Origin of the sequence: Cupriavidus sp. CuC1 (genome assembly GCF_044627735.1) — a bacterium.
Classification (GTDB): Bacteria; Pseudomonadota; Gammaproteobacteria; order Burkholderiales; family Burkholderiaceae; genus Cupriavidus; species Cupriavidus ulmosensis.
This window is the reverse complement of the sequence record NZ_JBIUHC010000097.1, coordinates 17,917-39,206: the sequence shown is the minus strand read 5'-3', so window position 1 is coordinate 39,206 and position 21,290 is coordinate 17,917. Positions and strand designations below refer to the sequence as shown.

The window sequence follows — 21,290 nt, the reverse complement described above, 5'->3', positions numbered from 1 at the left end:
TCGCTCGCGGCGCGGGCGGCCACGAAGTTGCAAGCGTCCCGTTTTCGTCGTGGGCGCGGTGGCACCGCCGGAATAGTCTTGAGGGATTCACCACCGCGCCCACCCCACCACGAAACCATCACGGCGTGATATATCGTGGCGCTTCACGCCGGTACCGGCAGATGTGTGGATGAGCAGGGATGCTGCTACCGAGCAGCCTCACGACGAAACCGGCGTCATTCGCAAGATCGTGGCCATTTAAACTGGTAACGGCATGAGGCCATTAGAACCCGGGGCCTGACGACGAAACCACCGGGCTGCGCAACCCCGACACGCCAGCCTCCTGCAAGGATCGCTTTCTCTTGGTTACTTCTCTTTACGAGTAAAGAGAAGTGACATCTCACATGTGTGTAAACGGCCAACCCCGTACAGCCGCGCCAGCAGCTAGAAGAGCGAAAACCCCGCCCACACACGCATCCCCCGCGTCAGCGGGCTAGAAGCACATACCCCCGTTCTTTAACTTTCATATGACATTCACGCTCCCGTCACACGCGACTGGCCCAATGCAGCCATCGTCGCTACCGGGGCCGCCATGGTTCAAGCTCTTCGTTCTGCCTGCGGACGTCTGGCCAAGGCCACGCAACTGCTGCGCAGCCGCACCACCGAGTCGCAATCGCTGCCGCGGCCCATGTCATTGCCTGCCGCGCTGGCCGCCTTCATGCCACCGGCCAGCGACTTGCAGCAACGGCCTGGGGCCCGGTCCGCAACCGCTCCCGCCAACGCCGCGCCTGCCGAACCCACCGCCCACTCCCAGCAACCGTCCCATCCCATCCGCCACTACCGCGCCATCTGGCTGTCCGACATCCACCTCGGCACGCCCGGCTGCCAGGCCGATTACCTGCTCGACTTCCTCAAGCACAATGAATCGGACCAGCTCTACCTGGTCGGCGACATCATCGATGGCTGGCAGCTGCGCCGCGGCTGGTACTGGCCGCAAAGTCACAACGACGTGGTGCAGAAGCTGCTGCGCAAGGCGCGCAAGGGCACCGAGGTGATCTACGTGCCGGGTAACCACGATGAGGTGGCGCGCCAGTTCGACGGCCTCGCCTTCGGCGATATCACGGTGCGCGAGGACGCCGTCCACGTCACCGCCGTAGGAAAGCGCCTGTGGGTGGTGCACGGCGACCTGTTCGACGGCGTGGTGCAGCATGCGCGCTGGCTGGCTTACCTGGGCGACTCGCTCTACACCCTGATCCTGGCGGTCAACCGCCACTTCAACCGCATCCGCGCCCGCCTGGGCTTTCCCTACTGGTCGCTGTCGCAATACCTGAAGCACCAGGTCAAGAACGCGGTCAACTACATCAACTCGTTCGAGCAGGCGATGGTGGATGAGGCGCGCCGGCGCGGCTGCGACGGCGTGATCTGCGGCCATATCCACAAGGCCGAGATCCGCGAGGTCGACGGCCAGCTCTACTGCAACGACGGCGACTGGGTGGAGAGCCTCTCCGCCCTGGTGGAGACGCAGGACGGCGAATTGCAGATCGTCTACTGGACCACGCTGCTCGACGCGCCGGCCACGGCTGGCCGCCGCGCCACCGCCACGGCCTGACGAGACTTGAGCGCGGCATCCGCCACGCCGCCACCCGAACACCGGTATTGCCGTGGCCTCGCCGAGGCCGGCCACCCACGCGGCCTGGCCGCAAGGAGCAGCTATGAAGATCCTGATCGTCACCGATGCCTGGGAGCCGCAGGTCAATGGCGTGGTGCGCACGCTCAAGTCCACCCGCCGCGAGCTGATCGCGATGGGGCACACGGTGGAGCTGATCACGCCGCAGGAATTCACCACCATTCCCTGCCCGACCTATCCGGAGATCGCGCTGTCCCTGTTCGCCGGCGCCAGGGTCCGCGAGCGCATCCGCGCCTTCGCGCCGGACGCGCTGCACATCGCCACCGAAGGCCCGCTCGGGCTGGCGGCGCGCCGCCATGCGATCCGCGAGCAACTGCCGTTCACCACCGCCTACCACACGCGCTTTCCGGAGTACGTGCAGGCGCGCTTCGGCCTTCCGCTGGCCTGGACCTACCGCTTCCTGCGCTGGTTCCATGGCCCGGCGCGCGCCGTGATGGCGCCGACGCCGGTGGTGCTGCAAGACCTGCATCGCTTCGGCATCACCCACGGCGTGCTGTGGACCCGCGGCGTCGATCTCGATGTCTTCACCACCCAGCAGGCTAACGTGCTCAACACGGCGCACCCGATCTTCCTCTACGTTGGGCGCGTGGCCGTGGAAAAAAACGTGGAGGCCTTCCTCGCGCTGGACCTGCCCGGTTCCAAATGGGTGGTGGGCGACGGGCCGGCGCTCGCGTCGCTGCGCGCGCGCTATCCGGGGGTCAACTACCTGGGCGTGCTGAGCCAGCCGGAGCTGGCAAAGGTGTATGCTTCGGCCGACGTCTTCGTATTCCCCAGCCGCACCGATACGTTCGGGCTGGTGCTGCTCGAAGCCCTGGCCAGCGGGCTGCCGGTGGCGGCCTATCCGGTGACCGGGCCGATCGATGTGCTCGGCCACAGTGACGCCGGGGTGATGCACGAAGACTTGCGTGAAGCTTGCCTGGAAGCGCTGCGCATCGACCGCGCCACCGCTCGCGCCCATGCCGAACGGTTCTCGTGGCGCGCCGCCTCCGAGCAGTTCCTGACTCACCTGCAGCCGCTGCCGGCCGTACGCGCGACCCCCAACGGCACTACCGGCACCGCTGCCCGCCCCTCTTCCGAACATGCCGACTCCGCATCGCACACCGTCCAAACCGCACCGCCCGCCGGCGCCGCAGACCGCCACCCCGGCCCCGGATTCGCCGAGCAACGAGTACACGATTGAGCAGAACCCCCACAAGGGCAACCGCGGCCTGGCGCGGGCCTGGCATGCCGGCATCAACTCGGTGTCCGGCCTGCGCTACGCGGTGCTGGAAGAAAGCGCGTTTCGTCAGGAGCTGACGCTGGTGGTGATCCTGACGCCGTGCGCCTTGCTGCTGCCGGTCGGCATCGTCGAGCGCATCCTGCTGCTGGGCACCTTGCTGCTGGTGCTCATCGTGGAACTGCTCAACTCCAGCGTGGAGGCCGCCGTGGACCGGATCTCGCTGGAGCGGCACAGCCTCTCCAAGCGCGCCAAGGACTTCGGCAGCGCCGCGGTCATGCTGGCGCTGGTGCTGTGCGGCGGCACCTGGCTGGCCATTGCGGGGCCGATCGTGGTGGACTGGCTGCGCGCGCTGGCGGCCTGACAGGCTCGCGGCGCAAGCCCGGCACAAGCCCGGCACCAGCGGACAAAGCGCCGCGCGGACAGGGCCAAAGGCGCTTGCGGCATTGCGGCGAACGGCGATTGCTTATAATCGCCTTCAACTTACCGAATTGCCGCTCGCCCGGTCGCCCATGGAACCCAAACAGCAAGCCGGCCCCCGCCGCACCCGGGACCGCATCCTAGACGTCTCGCTCCGCCTGTTCAACGAGGTGGGCGAGCCCAACGTCACCACCACCACCATTGCGGAAGCCATGGAGATCAGCCCCGGCAATCTCTACTATCACTTCCGCAACAAGGACGACATCATCAACTCCATCTTCGTGCTGTTCGAGCAGGAGATGGAGCGCCGCCTGAAGTTGCCCGACGATCACAAGGCCACGCTGGACGAAAGCTGGGGCTACCTGCAGTACATGGCGGAGTTCCTGTGGAACTACCGCTTCCTGTACCGCGACATCAACGACCTGCTGGCGCGCAACCGCATGCTTGAAACCAACTTCAAGCGTATCGTCGAGCAGAAGAAACGCTTTGCGATGGAGATCTGCCGGCAGTTCCAGGAAGACGGCGAGATGGAGGCCACGCCCGAGCAGGTCGAGGCCATCTGCACCAATATCGTGGTGATCGCGACCTACTGGCTGTCCTTCCAGTTCGTGCAGCATCCGCGCCAGTACAACGACCCCGAGTTGATCCGCGGCTACCTGCACGGTGCCAGCTACCACATCTTCTCGATCCTTGCCCCTTACCTGCGCGGCAAGGCCCGCCAGGCGTTCGACAAGCAAGCCCGGGAATACGCTGCCGCCAGGGCGGCACAAACCGAAAAGGAAAAAACGTGAAGTCCGTTTGCATCTATTGCGGCTCCAGCCCCGGCAATCGCCCCGAGTACGCCGCCGCGGCGCGCGCCATGGGCAAGACCCTGGCCGAGCGCGGCCTTGCGCTGGTGTACGGCGGGGGCAAGGTCGGGCTGATGGGCACGGTGGCCGACGCCGTGCTGGCGAATGGCGGCACCGCCATCGGCATCATTCCGGATGCGTTGATGCAAAAGGAAGTCGGCCATCGCGGCCTGACCGAGCTGCACGTGGTGCGCAACATGCACGAGCGCAAGCAGATGATGGCCGACCGCGCCGATGCATTCATCGCCATGCCGGGCGGCGTCGGCACCTTCGAGGAACTGTTCGAGACCTTCACCTGGCTGCAGCTGGGCTATCACGCCAAGCCGGTGGGGCTGCTCAATGTGGAAGGCTTCTACGACAGCATGCTGGGCTTCATGCAGCACGCCGTGGACGAAGGCTTCCTGAAGCAGGTCCACAACGACCTGCTGCATGTGGCCCCCACGCCCGAAGGCATCCTCGACAAGCTCGCAAACGCGCCGCGCTTGCTGGTGGACAAGTGGCAGGAGAAGCGCAAGGAGACCTGATGGCGCTCCCCGCTGGCCCTGCCCAGGGCCTGTTACATCGGCTTGAGTCCCGGCCCCGCCACCATGCCGCATACTGGATCGAGCTGGTGAAGCTGGTGAAGCTGGTGAAGCTGATGTGGCAACCGGGACAGTAACGTCAGGCGAGCCCGGCTCAGAACGACGAGCCGGGCGCCTTCAGGAACGCCCTCTCCTGCGCCGTATCCTGCCGTCCCAGCACGGCGTTGCGATGCGGGAAGCGCCCGAAGCGCTCGATCACCGCGCGATGCCTGATCGCCCATTCGACCACGTCCACCTTGCCCTCGCTTTCGTCGCGCAGTGCCGTCATCAACCGCACGGCCGTGTTCTGGTCGGCAAGGGCCTCAGAATGCTCGAACGGCATGTAGCAGAACATGCGGTGGAACGCCGTTGGCAGCAGGCGGTCGGCGCCGCTCTCCACCATCTGGCGGGCCGTTGCCAGCGCCTGCGGGTCGGAGGCGAAGCTGCGCGGGTCGTTGCGAAAGACGTTGCGCGGCACCTGGTCCAGCAGCACGATGCGTGCGCAAGCGCCTTCGGGGCCTTGCGCCCAGTCGGCATTCGCGCCCGCGTGCGTGGCGTCCCACAGTGGCAGCAAGGCAGCGCGGACCGTGGCGTCGAAGTCATCGGACTTGGTGAACCACACCGAGCGTGTTGTGTTCCATTCCGGCGAGGCAGGCGCGCCGAACCAGAAATCGAGTATGCGCCGGGCGCCGGCAGGCAGCTCCGTGGCGGCTTCGAGATACGTGTCCGTCATGGTGTCGGGATCATTGGCTGGTTCGGTGGCTGGTTCGGTGGCCTTGCCCATCAACGCGGCACATTGCGCATCCAGTCGGCGGTGCCGAAGAAGGCCTGCATCAGGCGCAGCTGCAGGTCTTCGGGCAAGCCGACGTCCTGCATGGCCAGCGCCATGCAGCGCATCCACTGGTCGCGCTCGCTGGTGCCGATCTCGAACGGCATGTGGCGCGCGCGCAGGCGCGGGTGGCCAAAGCGCTCGATGAAATGCTTGGGGCCGCCCAGCCAGCCGCACAGGAACCAGAACAGCTTGTCGCGCGAGCCGTCGAGCGAGGCGGGATGCAGCGAACGCAGGCCCTTGAACTCGTCCTCCAGATCCATCAGGTCGTAGAAACGGTCGACCAGTTCGCGCACGCGCGCTTCGCCGCCGATCAGTTCATAGGCAGTGACTTCCGGGGCGGCGTCGGAGGCCGCGGATGCCGCATTTTCAGGCTTGGAATCGGTACTCATAAACACTCAAAGATGGTTCAGGCTTCAGGTATCACGCATCACGCAGCGTGGCCAACGCGGGCTGGCGCAGCACCTCGCGCAAACCCAGCCAGCCGCCCGCGAAAGCGCACAGCATGCCAGAAAGCACACCGGCCGGCACGATCCAGCCGTTGAAGCGGTAGGGAAAATCGAACACGAACTGCGACAAGCCCCAGCCCACCGCGATCGCGCCCAGGCTGGCCAGCAAGCCCGCCAGTCCGCCCACCACCAGGAACTCCGCGTACTGGGTCTGCCGCACCACCGCGGCGGATGCGCCCAGTGCCTTTAGCAGCCCGGCATCGCGCTTGCGCTCGTCGCGCGCGCCGGACAGCGCCGCGTAGAGCACGGTCACGCCGGCAGCGAGCGTGAACACGAACAGGAACTCGACGGCGGCGATGACCTGGTCGAGCACGTCCTGGATCTGGCGCAGGATCATGTCGGTGTTGACCACCGTGATGTTCGGGAAGGCCGCCACCATCCGGTTGCCCAGCGCGGCTTGCGCGGGCGCCAGGTGGAAGGCGGTGATATAGGTCTGCGGCAAGCCCTGCATGGCGGCGGGCGGCAAGATGACGAAGAAATTGACCCGCATCGAGCCCCAGTCCAGCTTGCGCAGCGAGGTGACCGGCGCCTCCACCGACTGCCCCGCCACGTCGAAGCGCAAGGTGTCCCCGAGCCGGATCCCCAGGGTCTTGGCGATGCCCTCCTCCACCGAGGCGCCGGCCTTGCCGGCGCCGAACCAGTTGCCGGCCACCACGCGGTTGCCGGCCGGCAGCGCGTCGGTATAGGACAGGTTGAATTCGCGCTCGACCAGGTTACGGGCGCGGCCATCGGCGAAGCGATCGGCGCGCACCGGCTGGCCGCCGATATGTGTCAGGCGGCCGCGCACCATCGGGTACAGCAGGTCGGCGATGCCGGCGTGCTCCAGCATGCCCGACAGGGGCGCGCGCTGGTCCGGCTGGATATTGATGACGAAGCGGTTGGGCGCGTCCGCCGGCGTGGCGTTGCGCCAGGAGGCGATCAGGTCGTTGCGGGTCATGCCGAGCAGCAGCAGCGCCATCAGGCCCACTGCCAGCGCCACCGTCTGCAGCACCGTCACGCCGCGGCGGCGCTCCAGCACCGCCAGCGCAAAGCGCCAGCCCACGCTACCGCGCGCCAGGCGCCCACCGCGCATCAGCCGCGACAACAGGCTCAGCAGGCCCAGGGCCAGCAGCGCGAACACGACACCGGCGGCGACAAAGCCGCCCGCGGTGGTCAGCCCCAGCTTGAGATCGCGCGCGGCCACCAGCAGCAGCGCCACAAAGGCGCCCAGGCCGAGCCCGTAGGCGATCCAGGTCGAAACCGGCGGCGCGCCGATATCACGCCGCAGCACGCGCAGCGGCGGCACCCGGGTCAGCGCCAGCAGCGGCGGCAAGGCAAAGCCGGTCAGCAGGACGACGCCTGCCAGCACGCCAACCACGGCCGGCAAGGCGGAAGGCTGCGGCAGCGTCACGGTCAGCAGGTTGCCCAGCGAGAGCAGCAGGCCGTAGTGCGCCAGGTAGCCCAGCACCACGCCGGCCACCGCGCCGCCCACGCCCAGCAGCAGGAACTCCAGCCCGAAGGCCAGCAGGATCTCGCGGCGCGACAGGCCCATGCACTTGTACACGGCGCAGGCATCCGTATGGCGCTGCATATAGCGGCGCGCTGACATGGCGATGGCCACCGCGGCAATCATCGAGGACAGCACCGCCACCAGCGACAGGAAGCGCTCGGCGCGGTCCAGCGTGGCGCGCATCTGCGGCTGGCCGGATTCCAGCGACTCGACCCGGGTGTTGCGCAGCGCGCGCTTGTCGATCTGAGCTTCGGCCCACTTCTGGTAAGCCTGCGCGGCGGCGTCGGGGCCGGCTACCAGCAGGCGGTAGGAGACCCGGCTGCCCCACCCCACCAGCCCTGTGGCCGCCAGGTCGGACAGCGGCAGCATCACACGCGGTGCAAAATTCATGAAGCCGGCGCCGCGATCCAGCTCCTGCGTGATGATGCGGTCGATGCGAAAGCCGCGGCTGCCCAGCTGGATGGTGTCGCCCATGGCAACGCCAAGCGAGTCCAGCAAAGCCTCGTCCACCCAGACGGTACCCTCGGCGGGGATGCCGGTAGCGGCGGCTTCCGGCGCCCCGGGCCCGGCCGCTACCTTGAGCTGCCCGCGCAGGGGATAGCCGGGGGCGACCGCCTTGAGCGCAGCCAGTTGCGAGGTGGCGTCGGCCGGTGCCCCGCTGGCCGCGCGCGGCCCCTGCGTTGTTGCGGCTCGGCCCGGCGCGTGCGCGCTGGCCATGCTCGGGAAGGTGACGGTCTGCGTGGTGGCCAGGCCCGCTTGCGCGGCGTGACCGGCGAAGACGGCATCGAACGGCTGGTCGGACACGATCAGCACATCGGAGGCGATCATCTGGCGCGCGTCGCGCTCCAGCCCCAGGCGCATCCGGTCGCCCAGGAAACCCACGCTGCTGAGCGCCGCCACGGCCAGCACCAGCGCGAACAGCAACAGGCTCAGCTCGCCGGCGCGCCAGTCGCGCCGCGCCATGCGCAAAGCCTGGTGCCAGGGCGAGAAACGCGTCGGGCGGGCACCGGACGATGCCGCTACGGTGGTTGCGGTTGTTGCTGCGGGAACGTGCTGGGAAGCGGGTTCTGAAGACATTGATCTCTTATCTCTAATCGCTAATCTCTTGTCCGTGCACATGCAGGGCGGCGGCCAGCCGGGCAGGCTGCGGGCCGGGATTGGCGCCACGGCAGGATACCAGCGGGTGGATCCCGGCGCGCATCCGCCGGACCAGGGCCAGATTATGGCCGGATTGGGCAAAACGAGGGGCGAACCCGCCACTCAGCGCCGGGGCTGGCGCCCCGCCGGCGAGGCCGCCGGCGCACGCTTGGCCAGCGCGTCGCGCAAATGGCGCAAGCCGCGCCACAGCTTGGGCAGCAGCCACGCCGCCACCAGCAGCAGCACGCCCAGCACCACCAGGAACACCACGGGCAGGAAAAAAGCCAGCAGCAGTCCGCTGCTGGCGGCAACGTCCTCGCTCAGTGAGGCAGCCCAATTCGAAAACGGTTCCGGGGAGACGTTGATCAGGGCGCGGGTGCCGGCCTTGGCGGCATGGGCGGTGCCGGCCAGCGTGCCGCCCACCAGCCCGGCGGCGACCATCCATTGCGGATCGAGCTGCCCGAAGGCCGCGGCGGCCAGGATCGCGCCGGCGGGAATGCGGATAAAGGTCTGGATGCTGTCCCAGAAGGAATCGAAGCCCGGCACCTTGTCGGCCACGAACTCGGCCAGGGCCAGCACCGCGGCCAGCGCGATCACCCACCACGATTCCAGCGCCTGCAGGCCGGGCGGCAGGTGCAGCCAGCCCAGGCGGCCCAGCGCGCCAGCCGTGAACACGGCCAGGTAAAGGCGGAATCCGCTGGTCCAGGACAAGCCCGCGGCCAACGCGGCCGTTTCTAGCATGGCGCTCCTTGCAGGGTTTGTCTGGCGGGCATGCAGCCCCGCCCACTTAACCAGTGTAATACGCGCGCGCTCAAACGGCCGGGATCCGGCCCTCCCTGGTGGACGGCGTCAGCCGCCTTCCTTGCCGTCGGGGCCGTACCAGGGGAGTGCCTCTTGCGGCGTCAGGATGCCGTCGGGCTCGGCCATGGCGTAGCCGGGAAGCGCCTCGATGCGGCGGCGCAAGGCCGGGTCGGCCATATGCGCCAGCAAGCCATGCGCCCAGGGCGTGATCTGGTCGTTCTTGCGCAGCGCCACGTAGTAGGCCTCGCGGGTCAGCGGCACAAAGGCCAGCCCGTGGGCCTCGGCATTCATGCGCAGGCCAAATCCCACCTCGGCGCGGCCGGCGTGCACCGCTTCCGCCACCTTCTCGTTGCTGAACTCGGGGGTTTCATAGCCGACGATCTGGTCCGGGAACAGCCCCTCGGTGGCCAGCAGCTGGTCGAACAGCATGCGCGTGCCCGAACTGCGCTGGCGATTGACAAAGCGAGCCCGGGTGCGGGCCAGGTCGCGCAGGTCGTGGATCTCGCACGCGAGCCCGGGCGCAACGATGAGGCCTTGCTCGCGCCAGGCCAGGCGGATCAGGCGCACGGCGGCCGGACGCAGCCATTTGCGCAGCGTCACGTGGGCCACGGAGCCAGCCTTCTGGATCGGCGAGACGTAGAAGCCCGCCAGCTCGGACTGCCGCTCCTGCAGGCAGATCAGGCCCTCCACGCTGCCGCAGAACACGGTGTCGAGCTGCAGGCCGCCCGGCGCATCGCGCAGTGCCCCCGCCAGGACCTCCATGGCCGGATCGTGGCTGCCGGAGAAGCGGATGCGGGTCTGCGGCTGGGCCGCGTCGTCCAGGTCCGCCAGGAAATCGACCATCGCCTTCTGCACGATCGGGTCGATCGCATCGCGCAAGCGCCCTTCCGCGCGCAGCAAGCGCTCGCCGAACATCGTCAGCGACGCCCCCCGGCCACGCTCCATGTCGAGCATGCTGCGCCCAAGCATTTCCTCCCATGATCGCATCACGCCCCAGGCGTGCCGGTATGACAGCCCGATCTCGCGCGCCGCGCGATGCAGGGAGCCGGTCTCGCGCACTGCCTTGAGCAGCTGGAACACCTTGGCATTGGAACGCGGATTGTCGTCCGCGGCCACTACCGGGAACAGGTCAAAGCGAAATGTCATATGAAACGCCTTTCATATTTACTTTAGAGATGTGGTTCATCGAGAATGCAAGGCGCTGATTTCGACGTATTTCGCTGCATTCTCACCGATCACATGAGTTTGTGGCAATTGTGTTTCTGAAAACATAAGACAAGGAGACTCCATGCAAGCCGTCGCCCAGCAAAGCCTTTTGGGTCACTTACCGACCCGCGCCGCGCGCAACCTGGGACTGGTTTGCCTGGTCTGCCTGACGGGCGCCGCCGGCGCCTTCGCTGGCGAACTCAAGCTGGCCACGACCACCAGCACGGAAAACTCCGGCCTGCTGAAATTCCTGCTGCCCAGGTTCGAGCAAAAGAGCGGCGTGGCCGTCAAGGTGATCGCGGTGGGCTCGGGCAAGGCGATGAAGATGGGCGAGATGGGCGACGTCGACGTGCTGCTGGTGCACGCCCGCAAGATGGAAGACGCATTCATGGCCGCGGGCTACGGCGTCAACCGCCGCGACGTCATGTACAACGACTTCATCGTGGTCGGCCCGGCCAGCGACCCCGACCGCCTCAAGGGCGGCAAGGACGTGCTAGCCGGCTTCAGGAAGATCGCCGCAGGCAGCACCAAGTTCATCTCGCGCGGGGACAACTCCGGGACCGACGTGATGGAGAAGGACTACTGGAAACAGGTGGGGATCGAGCCCAAGGGGCAACCCTGGTATGTGAACGCGGGGCTGGGGATGGGTGAGGTGCTGACCATGGCAGCGCAGATGCCGGGCTACACCTTGTCTGATCGGGCCACCTACGGCGCTTACCGCGCCAAGACCGGGTTGGCGATCCTGCTGGAGGGCGATCCCAGGATGTTCAACCCGTATGGCGTGATCGCCGTGAATCCGGCCAAGCATCCTGGCACGAATTACACGGATGCGATGAAGCTGGTGGAGTGGATTACGTCGAAGGAAGGGCAGGACGCCATCGCGGCGTACAAGGTGGAGGGGGAGCAGTTGTTCTTTCCGAGTTACAAGGGGAAGTGAAGTGGGGGTTGGACAAGTGCAAAACCATTGGCTCTTGTCCAAACTTTGGATTTGATTGCTACGGCGTTGGTTTTTGCACCCAAGTGCCATACGACATCCCCCTGCGGGGGCTGCCGGGAGCAGAGCAATAAGGCTGTTTTTGCCTCTGTGGTAGCGTCGTACGGCCTTGAGTGTTGGCTGGCGTGCCTTACCGGATTTAGGGTCATCGCAGCTGCATGACCCACGGGTCTCGCCGTAAGGCCCCTGATCGCTTTGCTCGGTGACCATTCCCAGATCTGCCGTACGGGTGCGGAGGGCCACGATGCTGCATGACCTGCTGGTTTCGTGGTTTTGTCTCTGGCGGCGAACGCCCGGCCATTTGAGGCCCTGCCGTACCGGCGCTGCCGGCGCCTTGCTCTCAGCTCCCCTGGTTTCGTGGTGGGCACCGTGGCCCGGTCGAGGGTCACGCTCGAACATCACCGTGCCGGCCCTCCGAGACAAAACCACGAAACCAACCACACCCGAAACGGCGCAGCCCCTTGCGCCGCGAACGGCAGATGGTCGAACGCGCACCGCACACGAGGTCAGGGGCCCCACCACGGAACCCGTGGGTCATGCAGTTGCGATGACCTCCAGGCCGGTAGGACACGCCAGCCAACACTCAGGGCCGTACGACGCAACCCCCCCCATCGAACAGCCTTATTGCTCTGCTCCCGGCAGGGCGGCTTTCTTCTCGTTAGTCTTCTTTGCCGCGCAAAGAAGAGTGACCGGCAGCCCCCGCAGGGGGATGTCGTACGGCCCTTGGGTGCAAAAGCCAACGCCGCAAAAATCAAAGCCAACCACAAAACAAGAGCCAACGGTTCTGCCCTTGCCAACCTTCCCCTACCCCTCCCCCACTCTCGCCAACTGAGGCAAAACCGGCAACTCCCCAGCCACCTCCGCAATCATCCTGCGCAACCACATCACATCCGGCGCAGCATGACACCGCTCATGCCAAAGCTGATAAAACCGCATCCGCGGAAACGCCACCGGTGAAGGCACCATCTTCAACGGCAGGTACTGCGCATAATGCGCAGCAAATTGCCGCCCGGTGGTGAACACCATATCCGTCTTCATCAACACATAAGGCACGAGCCCGAAATATGGCAGCGTGACCTGGATATTCCGCTTGTACCCCTGCTCGGCCAGCGCCTGGTCGATCATGCTGCGCTGCATCGACGCATACGGCGCCGGCGCCAGGTGCGGCATCTCCAGGTAATGCTTGAGGGTCAGCCCCTTGCGCGCCAGCGGATGCTGCGCCCCCAGCATGCACACCACCTCATCGTCGAACAACGGCGAAATATGCAGGTGTTCTGGCGGCGACAGCCAGTTGCCTACCACGATGTCGAGCTGTCCCTGCTCCAGGCTGTCGAGGAAGTCGCTCGATGACGTCATCGGGTGCACGAACAGCTTGGCGCCGGGCGCCAGCCGGCGCACCCGCTCGACGATATTGGGCAGGAAGAAAGCGTCCAGGTAGTCCGGCGCGCCCAGGTGGAAGGTACGTGTAGTGGTGGCCGGGTCGAAATGCTGGGGTGGCCGGGCGATGCGGTCCATGGCGGCAAGGCTCTGTTCGGCCAGCTGCAGCAGCTCGCGGCCGCGCTCGGTGGGCACCATGCCGCTCTTGCCGCGCACCAGGATGGCATCCCCCGTGATTTCCCTTAGCCGCTTGAGCGTATTGCTGATGGCGGGCTGCGATTGGCCGAGCCGGACCGCGGTGCGGGTCACGCTCTGCTCGGTGAGCAGGGTGTGCAGCACCCGCAGCAAATAGGTGTCGAGATGGTCGCGTCCGTGCATGGCGAGGGGGCGCCTGGCGCGCTTCGCGGCCGGTGGCGTGGGGAATGGGAACGGCGCATAGTGTATGTCAGGCACCCCGTCATTGGTCAAATCCGGTGGCCGCCGCGCTAGTCGCGCCGCCGGAATGCTCTCCCCCTTGATGGGGCATATCACCTGGGCCGAATATTGCATCGTCGGCGTCAGTGCTATGTTTGGCCCCATCCACAAAGAGAGAAGACACCATGGAGACGCAAACCATCCGCTTTTACCACCGGGGCAAGGTGACGGAGGTCGCTGACGCGCCCGTTACCCGCACCGTGCTGCAGTACCTGCGCGAGGACGCGCGCTGCACGGGCACCAAGGAGGGCTGCGCCGAAGGCGATTGCGGGGCGTGCACCGTGGTGCTTGGCGAGCTGGGCGAAAACGGCCAGGTCGAGTTCAAGGCGGTCAATTCCTGCATCCAGTTCCTGCCCACCCTGGACGGCCGCGCGCTGATCACCGTGGAAGACCTGCGCCAGGCCGACGGCGCGCTGCACCCGGTGCAGCAGGCGATGGTGGAGTGCCATGGCTCCCAGTGCGGTTTCTGCACCCCCGGCTTCGTCATGTCGCTGTGGGCGCTCTACCAGCAAAAATCCGAGGACGCCGGCACCGGCCGCGCCCCGGCGCGCGAGGCCATCTGCGACGCCCTGACCGGCAACCTGTGCCGCTGCACCGGCTACCGCCCCATCATCGAGGCCGGCCAGCGCATGATGGCGCTGCCGGCGCCGCAGGCCAGCAAGCTGGACCCGCGCCAGATCGCCGACACGCTGCGCTCGCTGCAGCGCGACAACACCTTCCACTACAGCGCCGAAGGGCAGCATTTCTACGCGCCCCGCACGGCGTCGGCCTTTGCCGCCATCAAGGCCGCCGAACCCGGCGTGCGCATCCTGGCCGGCAGCACCGACGTGGGGCTGTGGGTGACCAAGCAGTTCCGCGAGCTGGGCAACCTGCTGTACGTGGGCCAGGTGGCTGACCTGAACAGCATCGGGCAAGTGGATGGCGCGCTGGAAATCGGCGCGGCGGTCTCGCTCGAGCGCGCCTACGCCGCGCTCAACGACATCCATCCCGAGCTGGAAGAAATGTGGAAGCGTTTCGCTTCCCTGCCGATCCGCAACGCCGGTACGCTGGGCGGCAATATCGCCAACGGATCGCCCATCGGCGACTCCATGCCCGTGCTGATCGCGCTTGGCACCGAAGTGGTGCTGCAGCGCGGCGACGCGCGCCGCACCCTGCCGCTGGAGGACCTCTACTTGGCCTATCAGAAGACCGCCATGGCCGAAGGCGAATTCGTCGCGGCGCTGCGCGTGCCGCTGGCGGGCCCCCAGCACTTGCGCACCTACAAGTTGTCGAAACGTTTTGACGAAGACATTTCCGCGGTGTGCGCCGCCTTTGCGCTGACCATCGAGGGCGGCGCGATCCGGCATGCGCGCGTGGCCTTCGGCGGCATGGCCGCCACGCCCAAGCGCGGCGCACATGCCGAAGCCGCGCTGGTTGGCCAGCCCTGGACGGAAGCCACCGCCCGCGCCGCCATGAGCGCGCTGTCGCAGGACTTCACCCCGCTGTCCGACATGCGCGCCACCGCTGCCTACCGCAGCCGGGGCGCCGCCAACCTGCTGTACCGCTTCTGGCTGGAGACGCGCGCCGACGCGCTGCCCGCCGCCGCCGTCAATGTCCGCGCCATCGGCGCGGGCGCGACCACCGCCACCGTCACCGCGTAAGGAGAGATCGGCATGAACAAGCAAACCGAACCCTTCCTGCTCGACGCCGCGATCGAAGCCAGGACCGCCGTGTCGACGCCGCAAGTGGGCGTATCGCGCCCGCACGAATCGGCCCACCTGCATGTGGCCGGCACGGCCACCTACACCGACGACATCCCCGAGCTGGCCGGCACGCTGCACGCCGCGCTCGGCATGAGCACCCGCGCCCACGCCCGCATCAAGTCGATCTCGCTCGACAAGGTGCGCGCCGCGCCGGGCGTGGTGGCAGTGCTGACCGCCGAGGACATCCCCGCCGCCAACGAATGCGGCCCGATCATCCACGACGACCCCATCCTGGCCAATGGCCTGGTGCAATTCATCGGCCAGCCGATGTTCGTGGTGGTGGCGACCTCGCACGACGCCGCGCGCCGTGCGGCACGCCTGGGGGCTGTCGAATACGAAGACCTGGCGCCGGTGCTGTCGCCCGAGGCGGCCCACCAGGCCGGCAGCTATGTGCTGCCGCCGATGCACCTGACGCGCGGCGAGCCGGCCAGCCATATCGCCGCGGCGCTTCATCGGGACAAGGGCAATATCCGCCTGGGCGGCCAGGAGCAGTTCTACCTGGAAGGCCAGATCGCCTACGCCGCGCCCAAGGAGAATGACGGCATGCACGTGTGGTGCTCGACCCAGCACCCCACCGAGATGCAGCATGCGGTGGCGCATATGCTGGGCTGGCACGCGCACCAGGTGCTGGTGGAGTGCCGCCGCATGGGCGGCGGCTTCGGCGGCAAGGAATCGCAGTCTGCAATGTTCGCCTGCTGCGCCGCGCTGGCCGCGTGGAAGCTGCTGTGCCCGGTCAAGCTGCGCCCGGACCGCGACGATGACATGATGATCACCGGCAAGCGCCACGACTTCGTCTTCGACTACGAAGTCGGCCACGATGCCCAAGGCCGTCTCGACGGCGTGTCGGTGGAAATGGTCTCGCGCGCCGGCTTTTCGGCGGACCTGTCCGGCCCGGTGATGACCCGCGCCATCTGCCACTTCGACAACGCCTACTGGCTGCCGAATGTGGAGATCGACGGCTACTGCGGCAAGACCAACACGCAGAGCAATACCGCCTTTCGCGGCTTCGGCGGCCCGCAGGGCGCCTTTGCCATGGAGTACATCCTCGACAACGTGGCACGCACCGTGGGCCGCGATGCGCTCGACGTGCGCCGCGCCAACCTGTACGGCAAGACCGAGCGCAATGTCACGCCTTACGGCCAGACCGTGGAAGACAATGTCATCCACGAACTGCTCGACGAGCTCGAAGCGACCAGCGCCTACCGAGAGCGCCGCGAGGCCACGCGCGCCTTCAATGCGAGCAGCCCGGTGCTGAAGAAGGGCATCGCCCTCACCCCGGTAAAGTTCGGCATCTCCTTCAACGTGGCGCACTTCAACCAGGCCGGCGCGCTGGTGCACGTGTACAACGACGGCTCGGTGCTGGTGAACCACGGCGGCACCGAGATGGGCCAGGGCCTGAACACCAAGGTGGCGATGGTGGTAGCGCATGAACTCGGCATCCGGCTGGAACGCGTGCGCGTGACCGCCACGGATACCAGCAAGGTGGCCAACACCTCGGCCACCGCCGCCTCCACCGGCACCGACCTCAACGGCAAGGCCGCGCAGGACGCCGCCCGCCAGATCCGCGAGCGCCTTGCAGCATTTGCCGCGCGCCAGGCTGGCGTGGATGCGCACAGCGTGCAGTTCGGCGACGACCTGGTGGTGGCGGGCGAACTCCGCCTGGACTTCAGCGACCTCGCGCGGCAAGCCTATGTGGCGCGCGTGCAGCTGTGGTCCGATGGCTTCTACACCACGCCCAAGCTGTACTGGGACCAGTCCAAGCTGCAGGGCCGGCCGTTCTACTACTTCGCGTATGGCGCGGCCTGCTCCGAAGTGCTGGTGGACACGCTCACCGGGGAATGGCGCCTGCTGCGCGCCGACGTGCTGCACGACGCCGGGCGCTCGCTCAACCCGGCCATCGATATCGGCCAGGTCGAAGGCGGCTTTATCCAGGGCATGGGCTGGCTGACCACCGAGGAGTTGTGGTGGAACAAGGACGGCAAGCTGATGACGCATGCGCCCTCCACCTACAAGATCCCGACCGTCAACGACTGCCCGGAAGATTTTTACGTGCGGCTGTTCCAGAACGACAATGCGGAGGACAGCATCCATCGGTCCAAGGCCGTGGGCGAGCCGCCGCTGCTGCTGCCGTTCTCGGTGTTCTTCGCGATCCGCGATGCGGTGGCCAGCGTGGGGGATTACAAGGTGAATCCGCCGCTGGTGGCGCCTGCGACGAGCGAGGCGATTCTGGATGCGGTGGATGCGGTGCGGGTGGCTGTGCCGGTGGTGCAGTGAGGCGAGGTGGCTTGACGGATGCGCCCACAGACCACCCTCGCTGAAGACCGCAACGATGTAACGACGTAAAGCGCCGCCGCCTTACCCCAAGGCAAAGCATCAACCTTATAAGGCATCACCATGCAGGACGCACCCCTCAAACCCTTCCGCTTCGCCGACGCCACCCGCTGGGTGCGCGCGGGCGTGCCGGTGGCGATGGTCACCATCGCCGAGGTGAAAGGCTCCGCCCCGCGCGAGGCGGGCGTGCGCATGCTGGTGACCGCCGACGAACTGGTTGGCACCATCGGCGGCGGCCATCTCGAATGGCGCGGCATGGAAATCGCCCGCACCATGCTGGCCGAGGGCGATGCAATGCGGCAGATCGTGCGCATCCCGCTGGGCCCGGCGCTGGGGCAATGCTGCGGCGGCGTGGTACTGCTCGCCTTCGAGGTTTTGGGCGAGGCCGACCTGCCGTGGCTGGACGCGGTGCAGGCCGCGTTCGGCACCGGCCGCTCGCTGATGCGCACGGTGCCGCGCACCGGCGCGGTGCAGCACGCCGCGGCGCCGGCGCTGCTGCCCTCGGTGACCTTGCATGCGGACGGCGGCTGGACCGACACCCTGGTGCCGGACGAGCTGCACGTGGTGCTGTTCGGCGCCGGGCACGTGGGCCATGCGCTGGTCAAGGTGCTGGCCAACCTGCCGTGCCAGGTGCACTGGGTGGATGAGCGCGACACCTTGTTCCCGTCCGACCTGCCCGATAACGTCACCCCGGAAGCCAGCGACATCCCCGAAGCCGTGGTCGACCATGCGCCGGCCGGCAGCTACTTCCTTGTGATGACGCACAGCCACGCACTGGACCAGACGCTGTGCGAGCGGATCTTGCGGCGCGATGACTTCGCCTACTTCGGTTTGATCGGTTCCAAGACCAAGCGCGCGCGCTTCGAGCATCGCATGGCGGAGCACGGGATTGACCCTTCCCGCTTTGCGGAAATGACGTGCCCGATGGGCGTCTCCGGCATCACGGACAAGGCTCCGGCTATGATTGCGGTTGCCATCGTCGCCCAGCTGTTGCAGGTTCGCGACCAGCGCCTCGCCCATCTGGGCGCGCTGACCGCGGGCCGCAGCGGCAAAGCGACGAGCACGACGCAAACCAAGACCGCAAAAGGAACCCCATGACGCTCGATGCCGCGCTCGCAGACCGTATTCGCCAGACGCCCAAGGCGGAACTGCATGTCCATATCGAAGGCACGCTCGAGCCTGAGCTGATCTTCCGGCTGGCCCAGCACAACAAGGTCAAGCTGCCGTACGCCAGCGTGGAAGCCCTGCGCGAGGCCTACGCCTTCACCGACCTGCAGTCGTTCCTCGATATCTATTACGCCGGCGCCAGCGTGCTGCTGACCGAGGACGATTTCTTCGACATGACGATGGCCTACGTGCAGCGCGCCGTCGCCGACAACGTGCGCCACGCCGAGATCTTCTTCGACCCGCAGACGCACACCGAACGCGGCGTGCCGATCAACGTGGTGATCGACGGCATTTCCGACGCGCTGGCCCAGGCCCGCACGCAGTACGATTTTTCCAGCAGCCTGATCCTCTGCTTCCTGCGCCACCTCTCCGAGGAGGACGCCTTCGCCACGCTGGAAGCCGCGCTGCCCTACCGCGACCGCTTTGTCGGCGTCGGGCTGGATTCCTCCGAGCAGGGCAACCCGCCGGAGAAGTTCGCCCGCGTGTTTGCCCGCGCCCGCGAGCTCGGCCTGCACCTGGTGGCGCATGCCGGCGAGGAAGGCCCGGCGCAATACGTGACCGACGCGCTCGACATCCTCAAGGTGGAGCGCATCGACCACGGCGTGCGCGCGATCGACGACCCGGCACTGGTCGAGCGGCTGGCCCGCGAGCGCGTGGCGCTGACGGTCTGCCCGCTGTCCAACCAGAAGCTCAAGGTCTACCCGGACCTGCGCGACCACTCCCTGCACCGCCTGCTGGAAGCCGGCGTGCTGGTCACGCTGCACTCCGACGACCCCGCCTATTTCGGCGGCTATATGAACGCGAACTGGGAAGCCACCTTCGAAGCCCTGCCGCTGACCGCGGCCGATGGCCACAAGCTGGCCCGCAACAGTTTCGAGGCGTCGTTCCTGCCTGCCTCGCAAAAGACGGCTTTCCTCGCCGAAGTCGACCACTTCTGGCAATCCCCGCTGCCCGCCGCGGCCTCCACGGCCTGAGCGCGGCTCACACCAAGATGCCGGCGCGCCATGCGCGCGCCGGCGCCCACGAGACATCGCTATGACGACCACGCCCCCCACCCAGTCCATCACCCGCGCCATCCGTGGCCGCGTGCTGCACTTTCTGCGCGACCCCCAGTTTCATGACGACGCGTATCAGTATTGGGAAGACGGGGTGCTGATCGTCACCGCCGGGCATGTCGCCGCGGTTGGCAACCATGCCGACCTGGCCGACCAGATCCCGGCCGGCGCCGAAGTGATCGACCGCCGTGGCAAGCTGATCGTGCCAGGCTTTATCGACACGCACGTGCACTACCCGCAGACCGACATCATCGCCTCGCCTTCGCCCGGCCTGCTGCACTGGCTGGAGACCTATACGTTCCCCGAGGAGCGCCGCTTTGCCGAGCCGGAGTACGCCGCAGCCGTCGCCGGCTTCTTCGCCGACGAACTGCTGCGCAACGGCACCACCAGCGCGGTGGCCTGGAGCACGGTGCACACGGCCTCGGCGGATGCGCTGTTCGCCGAAGCCGATCGCCGCAACCTGCGTCTCGTCACCGGCAAGGTGATGATGGACCGCAACTGCCCCGAGTTCCTGCGCGATACCGCCGAGTCCGGCGCGCGCGACTCGGCCGACCTGATCTCGCGCTGGCACGGCAAGAATCGCTTGTCGTACGCCATCACGCCGCGCTTCGCGCCCACCTCCAGCGAAGCGCAGCTGGAAGCCTGCGGCGAACTGGCCAAGGCGTATCCCGATGCCTTCATCCAGACCCACGTGGCGGAAAACCGCGACGAAGTGAAGTGGGTGGCCGAGCTGTTCCCGCAAGCGCGCAGCTATCTCGACATCTATGACCACTACGGCCTGCTGCGCCCGGGCGCGCTCTACGGCCACGCCATCTACCTGGACCAGGACGATCGCAAGCGGCTGGCCGACAGCGGCGCCGCGGTGGCGCACTGCCCCACCTCCAACCTGTTCCTGGGCAGCGGCTTCTATGATTTCCACCAGTCCGACGCGCACCGCCTCAACGTGACGCTGGCCACCGACGTGGGCGGCGGCACCTCGTTCTCGATGCTGCGCACCATGAACGCCGCCCACAAGGTGGCACGCATGGGCGGCTACCACCTCACCGCGCTGCGCATGTTCTACCTGGCCACCCGCGCTGCCGCCGACGCACTGGGCTGGAGCGAGCGCGTGGGCAGCTTCACGCCGGGCTGCGAGGCCGACTTCATCGTGCTCGACCCGCAGGCCACGCCGCTGATCGCGCGCCGCAGCGAGCGCTCGGAAACGCTGGAAGAGCAATTGTTCGCCTTCGCCATGCTGGGTGACGACCGCGTCATCGGCGAGGTCTATGTGATGGGCGAGCCGGCAAGCGCGCCGGCCTCCGCCACGCACTAAGCATCACTTTTTACTGCGTCGCACCGGGTCCGGCCGCATCGGCTTGACCCGGATCAACACCCCTGTCACGCAATCCTTCTAAGCTGTCACACCATCGGCCTGTCCTGTGGCCGCGCATCGCCAGTCTCGGGCCTATCCAGGCACCCGACCCCGCGTT

At 67.1% G+C, this 21,290-nt stretch carries 18 protein-coding genes; 12 read left to right on the top strand and 6 right to left on the bottom strand.

Annotated features, from left to right (window positions below; all coding sequences use genetic code 11):
- Positions 1 to 571: 571 nt before the first annotated feature.
- The 6 genes from ACGLHR_RS33090 to ACGLHR_RS33065 all read left to right on the top strand — a co-directional run bounded on the left by ACGLHR_RS33090 (position 572) and on the right by ACGLHR_RS33065 (position 4,808).
- The gene (locus ACGLHR_RS33090) at positions 572 to 1,588 is read left to right on the top strand and encodes a UDP-2,3-diacylglucosamine diphosphatase (RefSeq protein ID WP_400099081.1); all 1,017 of its coding nucleotides are present in this window, start codon (positions 572 to 574) and stop codon (positions 1,586 to 1,588) included.
- Between the two features lie 103 nt (positions 1,589 to 1,691).
- The gene (locus tag ACGLHR_RS33085) at positions 1,692 to 2,846 is read left to right on the top strand and encodes a glycosyltransferase family 4 protein (RefSeq protein WP_400099079.1); all 1,155 of its coding nucleotides are present in this window, start codon (positions 1,692 to 1,694) and stop codon (positions 2,844 to 2,846) included.
- A complete protein-coding gene (locus ACGLHR_RS33080; protein ID WP_400099077.1) occupies positions 2,746 to 3,246 on the top strand; it encodes a diacylglycerol kinase in 501 nt (166 codons plus the stop codon). Before ACGLHR_RS33085 ends, ACGLHR_RS33080 begins: the two co-directional genes overlap by 101 nt.
- 148 nt (positions 3,247 to 3,394) lie before the next feature.
- Complete coding sequence (locus ACGLHR_RS33075; protein ID WP_267605979.1) at positions 3,395 to 4,093, top strand: TetR/AcrR family transcriptional regulator; 699 nt, start codon at positions 3,395 to 3,397, stop codon at positions 4,091 to 4,093.
- Complete coding sequence (locus tag ACGLHR_RS33070; RefSeq protein WP_400099075.1) at positions 4,090 to 4,674, top strand: TIGR00730 family Rossman fold protein; 585 nt, start codon at positions 4,090 to 4,092, stop codon at positions 4,672 to 4,674. Before ACGLHR_RS33075 ends, ACGLHR_RS33070 begins: the two co-directional genes overlap by 4 nt.
- Positions 4,674 to 4,808 carry a hypothetical protein gene (locus ACGLHR_RS33065; RefSeq protein WP_400099073.1) on the top strand — a complete coding sequence of 45 codons (135 nt, stop codon included), beginning with the start codon at positions 4,674 to 4,676 and terminating at the stop codon, positions 4,806 to 4,808. The genes ACGLHR_RS33070 and ACGLHR_RS33065 overlap by 1 nt, the downstream gene beginning before the upstream one ends.
- 17 nt (positions 4,809 to 4,825) lie before the next feature.
- On the opposite strand, the gene ACGLHR_RS33060 is transcribed toward ACGLHR_RS33065, so the two are convergent.
- From ACGLHR_RS33060 to ACGLHR_RS33040, 5 genes are all read right to left on the bottom strand, one after another.
- Positions 4,826 to 5,443 carry a DUF924 family protein gene (locus tag ACGLHR_RS33060; protein WP_400099088.1) on the bottom strand — a complete coding sequence of 206 codons (618 nt, stop codon included), beginning with the start codon at positions 5,441 to 5,443 and terminating at the stop codon, positions 4,826 to 4,828.
- 50 nt (positions 5,444 to 5,493) lie between these two features.
- The gene (locus tag ACGLHR_RS33055; protein ID WP_400099071.1) at positions 5,494 to 5,931 is read right to left on the bottom strand and encodes a group II truncated hemoglobin; all 438 of its coding nucleotides are present in this window, start codon (positions 5,929 to 5,931) and stop codon (positions 5,494 to 5,496) included.
- Positions 5,932 to 5,962: 31 nt separating this feature from the next.
- Positions 5,963 to 8,500 carry an ABC transporter permease gene (locus ACGLHR_RS33050; RefSeq protein ID WP_400099086.1) on the bottom strand — a complete coding sequence of 846 codons (2,538 nt, stop codon included), beginning with the start codon at positions 8,498 to 8,500 and terminating at the stop codon, positions 5,963 to 5,965.
- 297 nt (positions 8,501 to 8,797) lie between these two features.
- Complete coding sequence (locus ACGLHR_RS33045; protein ID WP_400099070.1) at positions 8,798 to 9,415, bottom strand: DUF4126 domain-containing protein; 618 nt, start codon at positions 9,413 to 9,415, stop codon at positions 8,798 to 8,800.
- 108 nt (positions 9,416 to 9,523) lie between these two features.
- Positions 9,524 to 10,621, bottom strand: a complete 1,098-nt coding sequence (locus tag ACGLHR_RS33040) for a substrate-binding domain-containing protein (RefSeq protein ID WP_400099068.1) — start codon at positions 10,619 to 10,621, stop codon at positions 9,524 to 9,526.
- Between the two features lie 142 nt (positions 10,622 to 10,763).
- Here ACGLHR_RS33040 and ACGLHR_RS33035 point away from each other — a divergent pair, with 142 nt between their 5' ends.
- Entirely contained in the window at positions 10,764 to 11,618 is an 855-nt protein-coding gene (locus ACGLHR_RS33035; protein ID WP_318236833.1) for a substrate-binding domain-containing protein, read from the top strand.
- A gap of 861 nt (positions 11,619 to 12,479) precedes the next feature.
- Here the strand turns inward: ACGLHR_RS33035 and ACGLHR_RS33030 are convergent.
- Positions 12,480 to 13,430 carry a LysR substrate-binding domain-containing protein gene (locus ACGLHR_RS33030; protein ID WP_267605971.1) on the bottom strand — a complete coding sequence of 317 codons (951 nt, stop codon included), beginning with the start codon at positions 13,428 to 13,430 and terminating at the stop codon, positions 12,480 to 12,482.
- A 221-nt stretch (positions 13,431 to 13,651) separates the two neighbouring features.
- On the opposite strand from ACGLHR_RS33030, the gene xdhA reads away from it, so the two are divergent.
- The 5 genes from xdhA (at position 13,652) to guaD (ending at position 21,133) form a co-directional block, all read left to right on the top strand.
- Complete coding sequence (xdhA, locus tag ACGLHR_RS33025; RefSeq protein WP_400099065.1) at positions 13,652 to 15,166, top strand: xanthine dehydrogenase small subunit; 1,515 nt, start codon at positions 13,652 to 13,654, stop codon at positions 15,164 to 15,166.
- Between the two features lie 12 nt (positions 15,167 to 15,178).
- A complete protein-coding gene (gene xdhB / locus ACGLHR_RS33020) occupies positions 15,179 to 17,542 on the top strand; it encodes a xanthine dehydrogenase molybdopterin binding subunit (RefSeq protein WP_400099063.1) in 2,364 nt (787 codons plus the stop codon).
- Between the two features lie 120 nt (positions 17,543 to 17,662).
- A complete protein-coding gene (gene xdhC, locus ACGLHR_RS33015) occupies positions 17,663 to 18,697 on the top strand; it encodes a xanthine dehydrogenase accessory protein XdhC (RefSeq protein WP_400099061.1) in 1,035 nt (344 codons plus the stop codon).
- Positions 18,694 to 19,740 carry an adenosine deaminase gene (locus tag ACGLHR_RS33010; RefSeq protein WP_267605967.1) on the top strand — a complete coding sequence of 349 codons (1,047 nt, stop codon included), beginning with the start codon at positions 18,694 to 18,696 and terminating at the stop codon, positions 19,738 to 19,740. The genes xdhC and ACGLHR_RS33010 overlap by 4 nt, the downstream gene beginning before the upstream one ends.
- Positions 19,741 to 19,801: 61 nt before the next feature.
- A complete protein-coding gene (gene guaD / locus ACGLHR_RS33005; protein ID WP_400099059.1) occupies positions 19,802 to 21,133 on the top strand; it encodes a guanine deaminase in 1,332 nt (443 codons plus the stop codon).
- Positions 21,134 to 21,290: the final 157 nt, after the last annotated feature.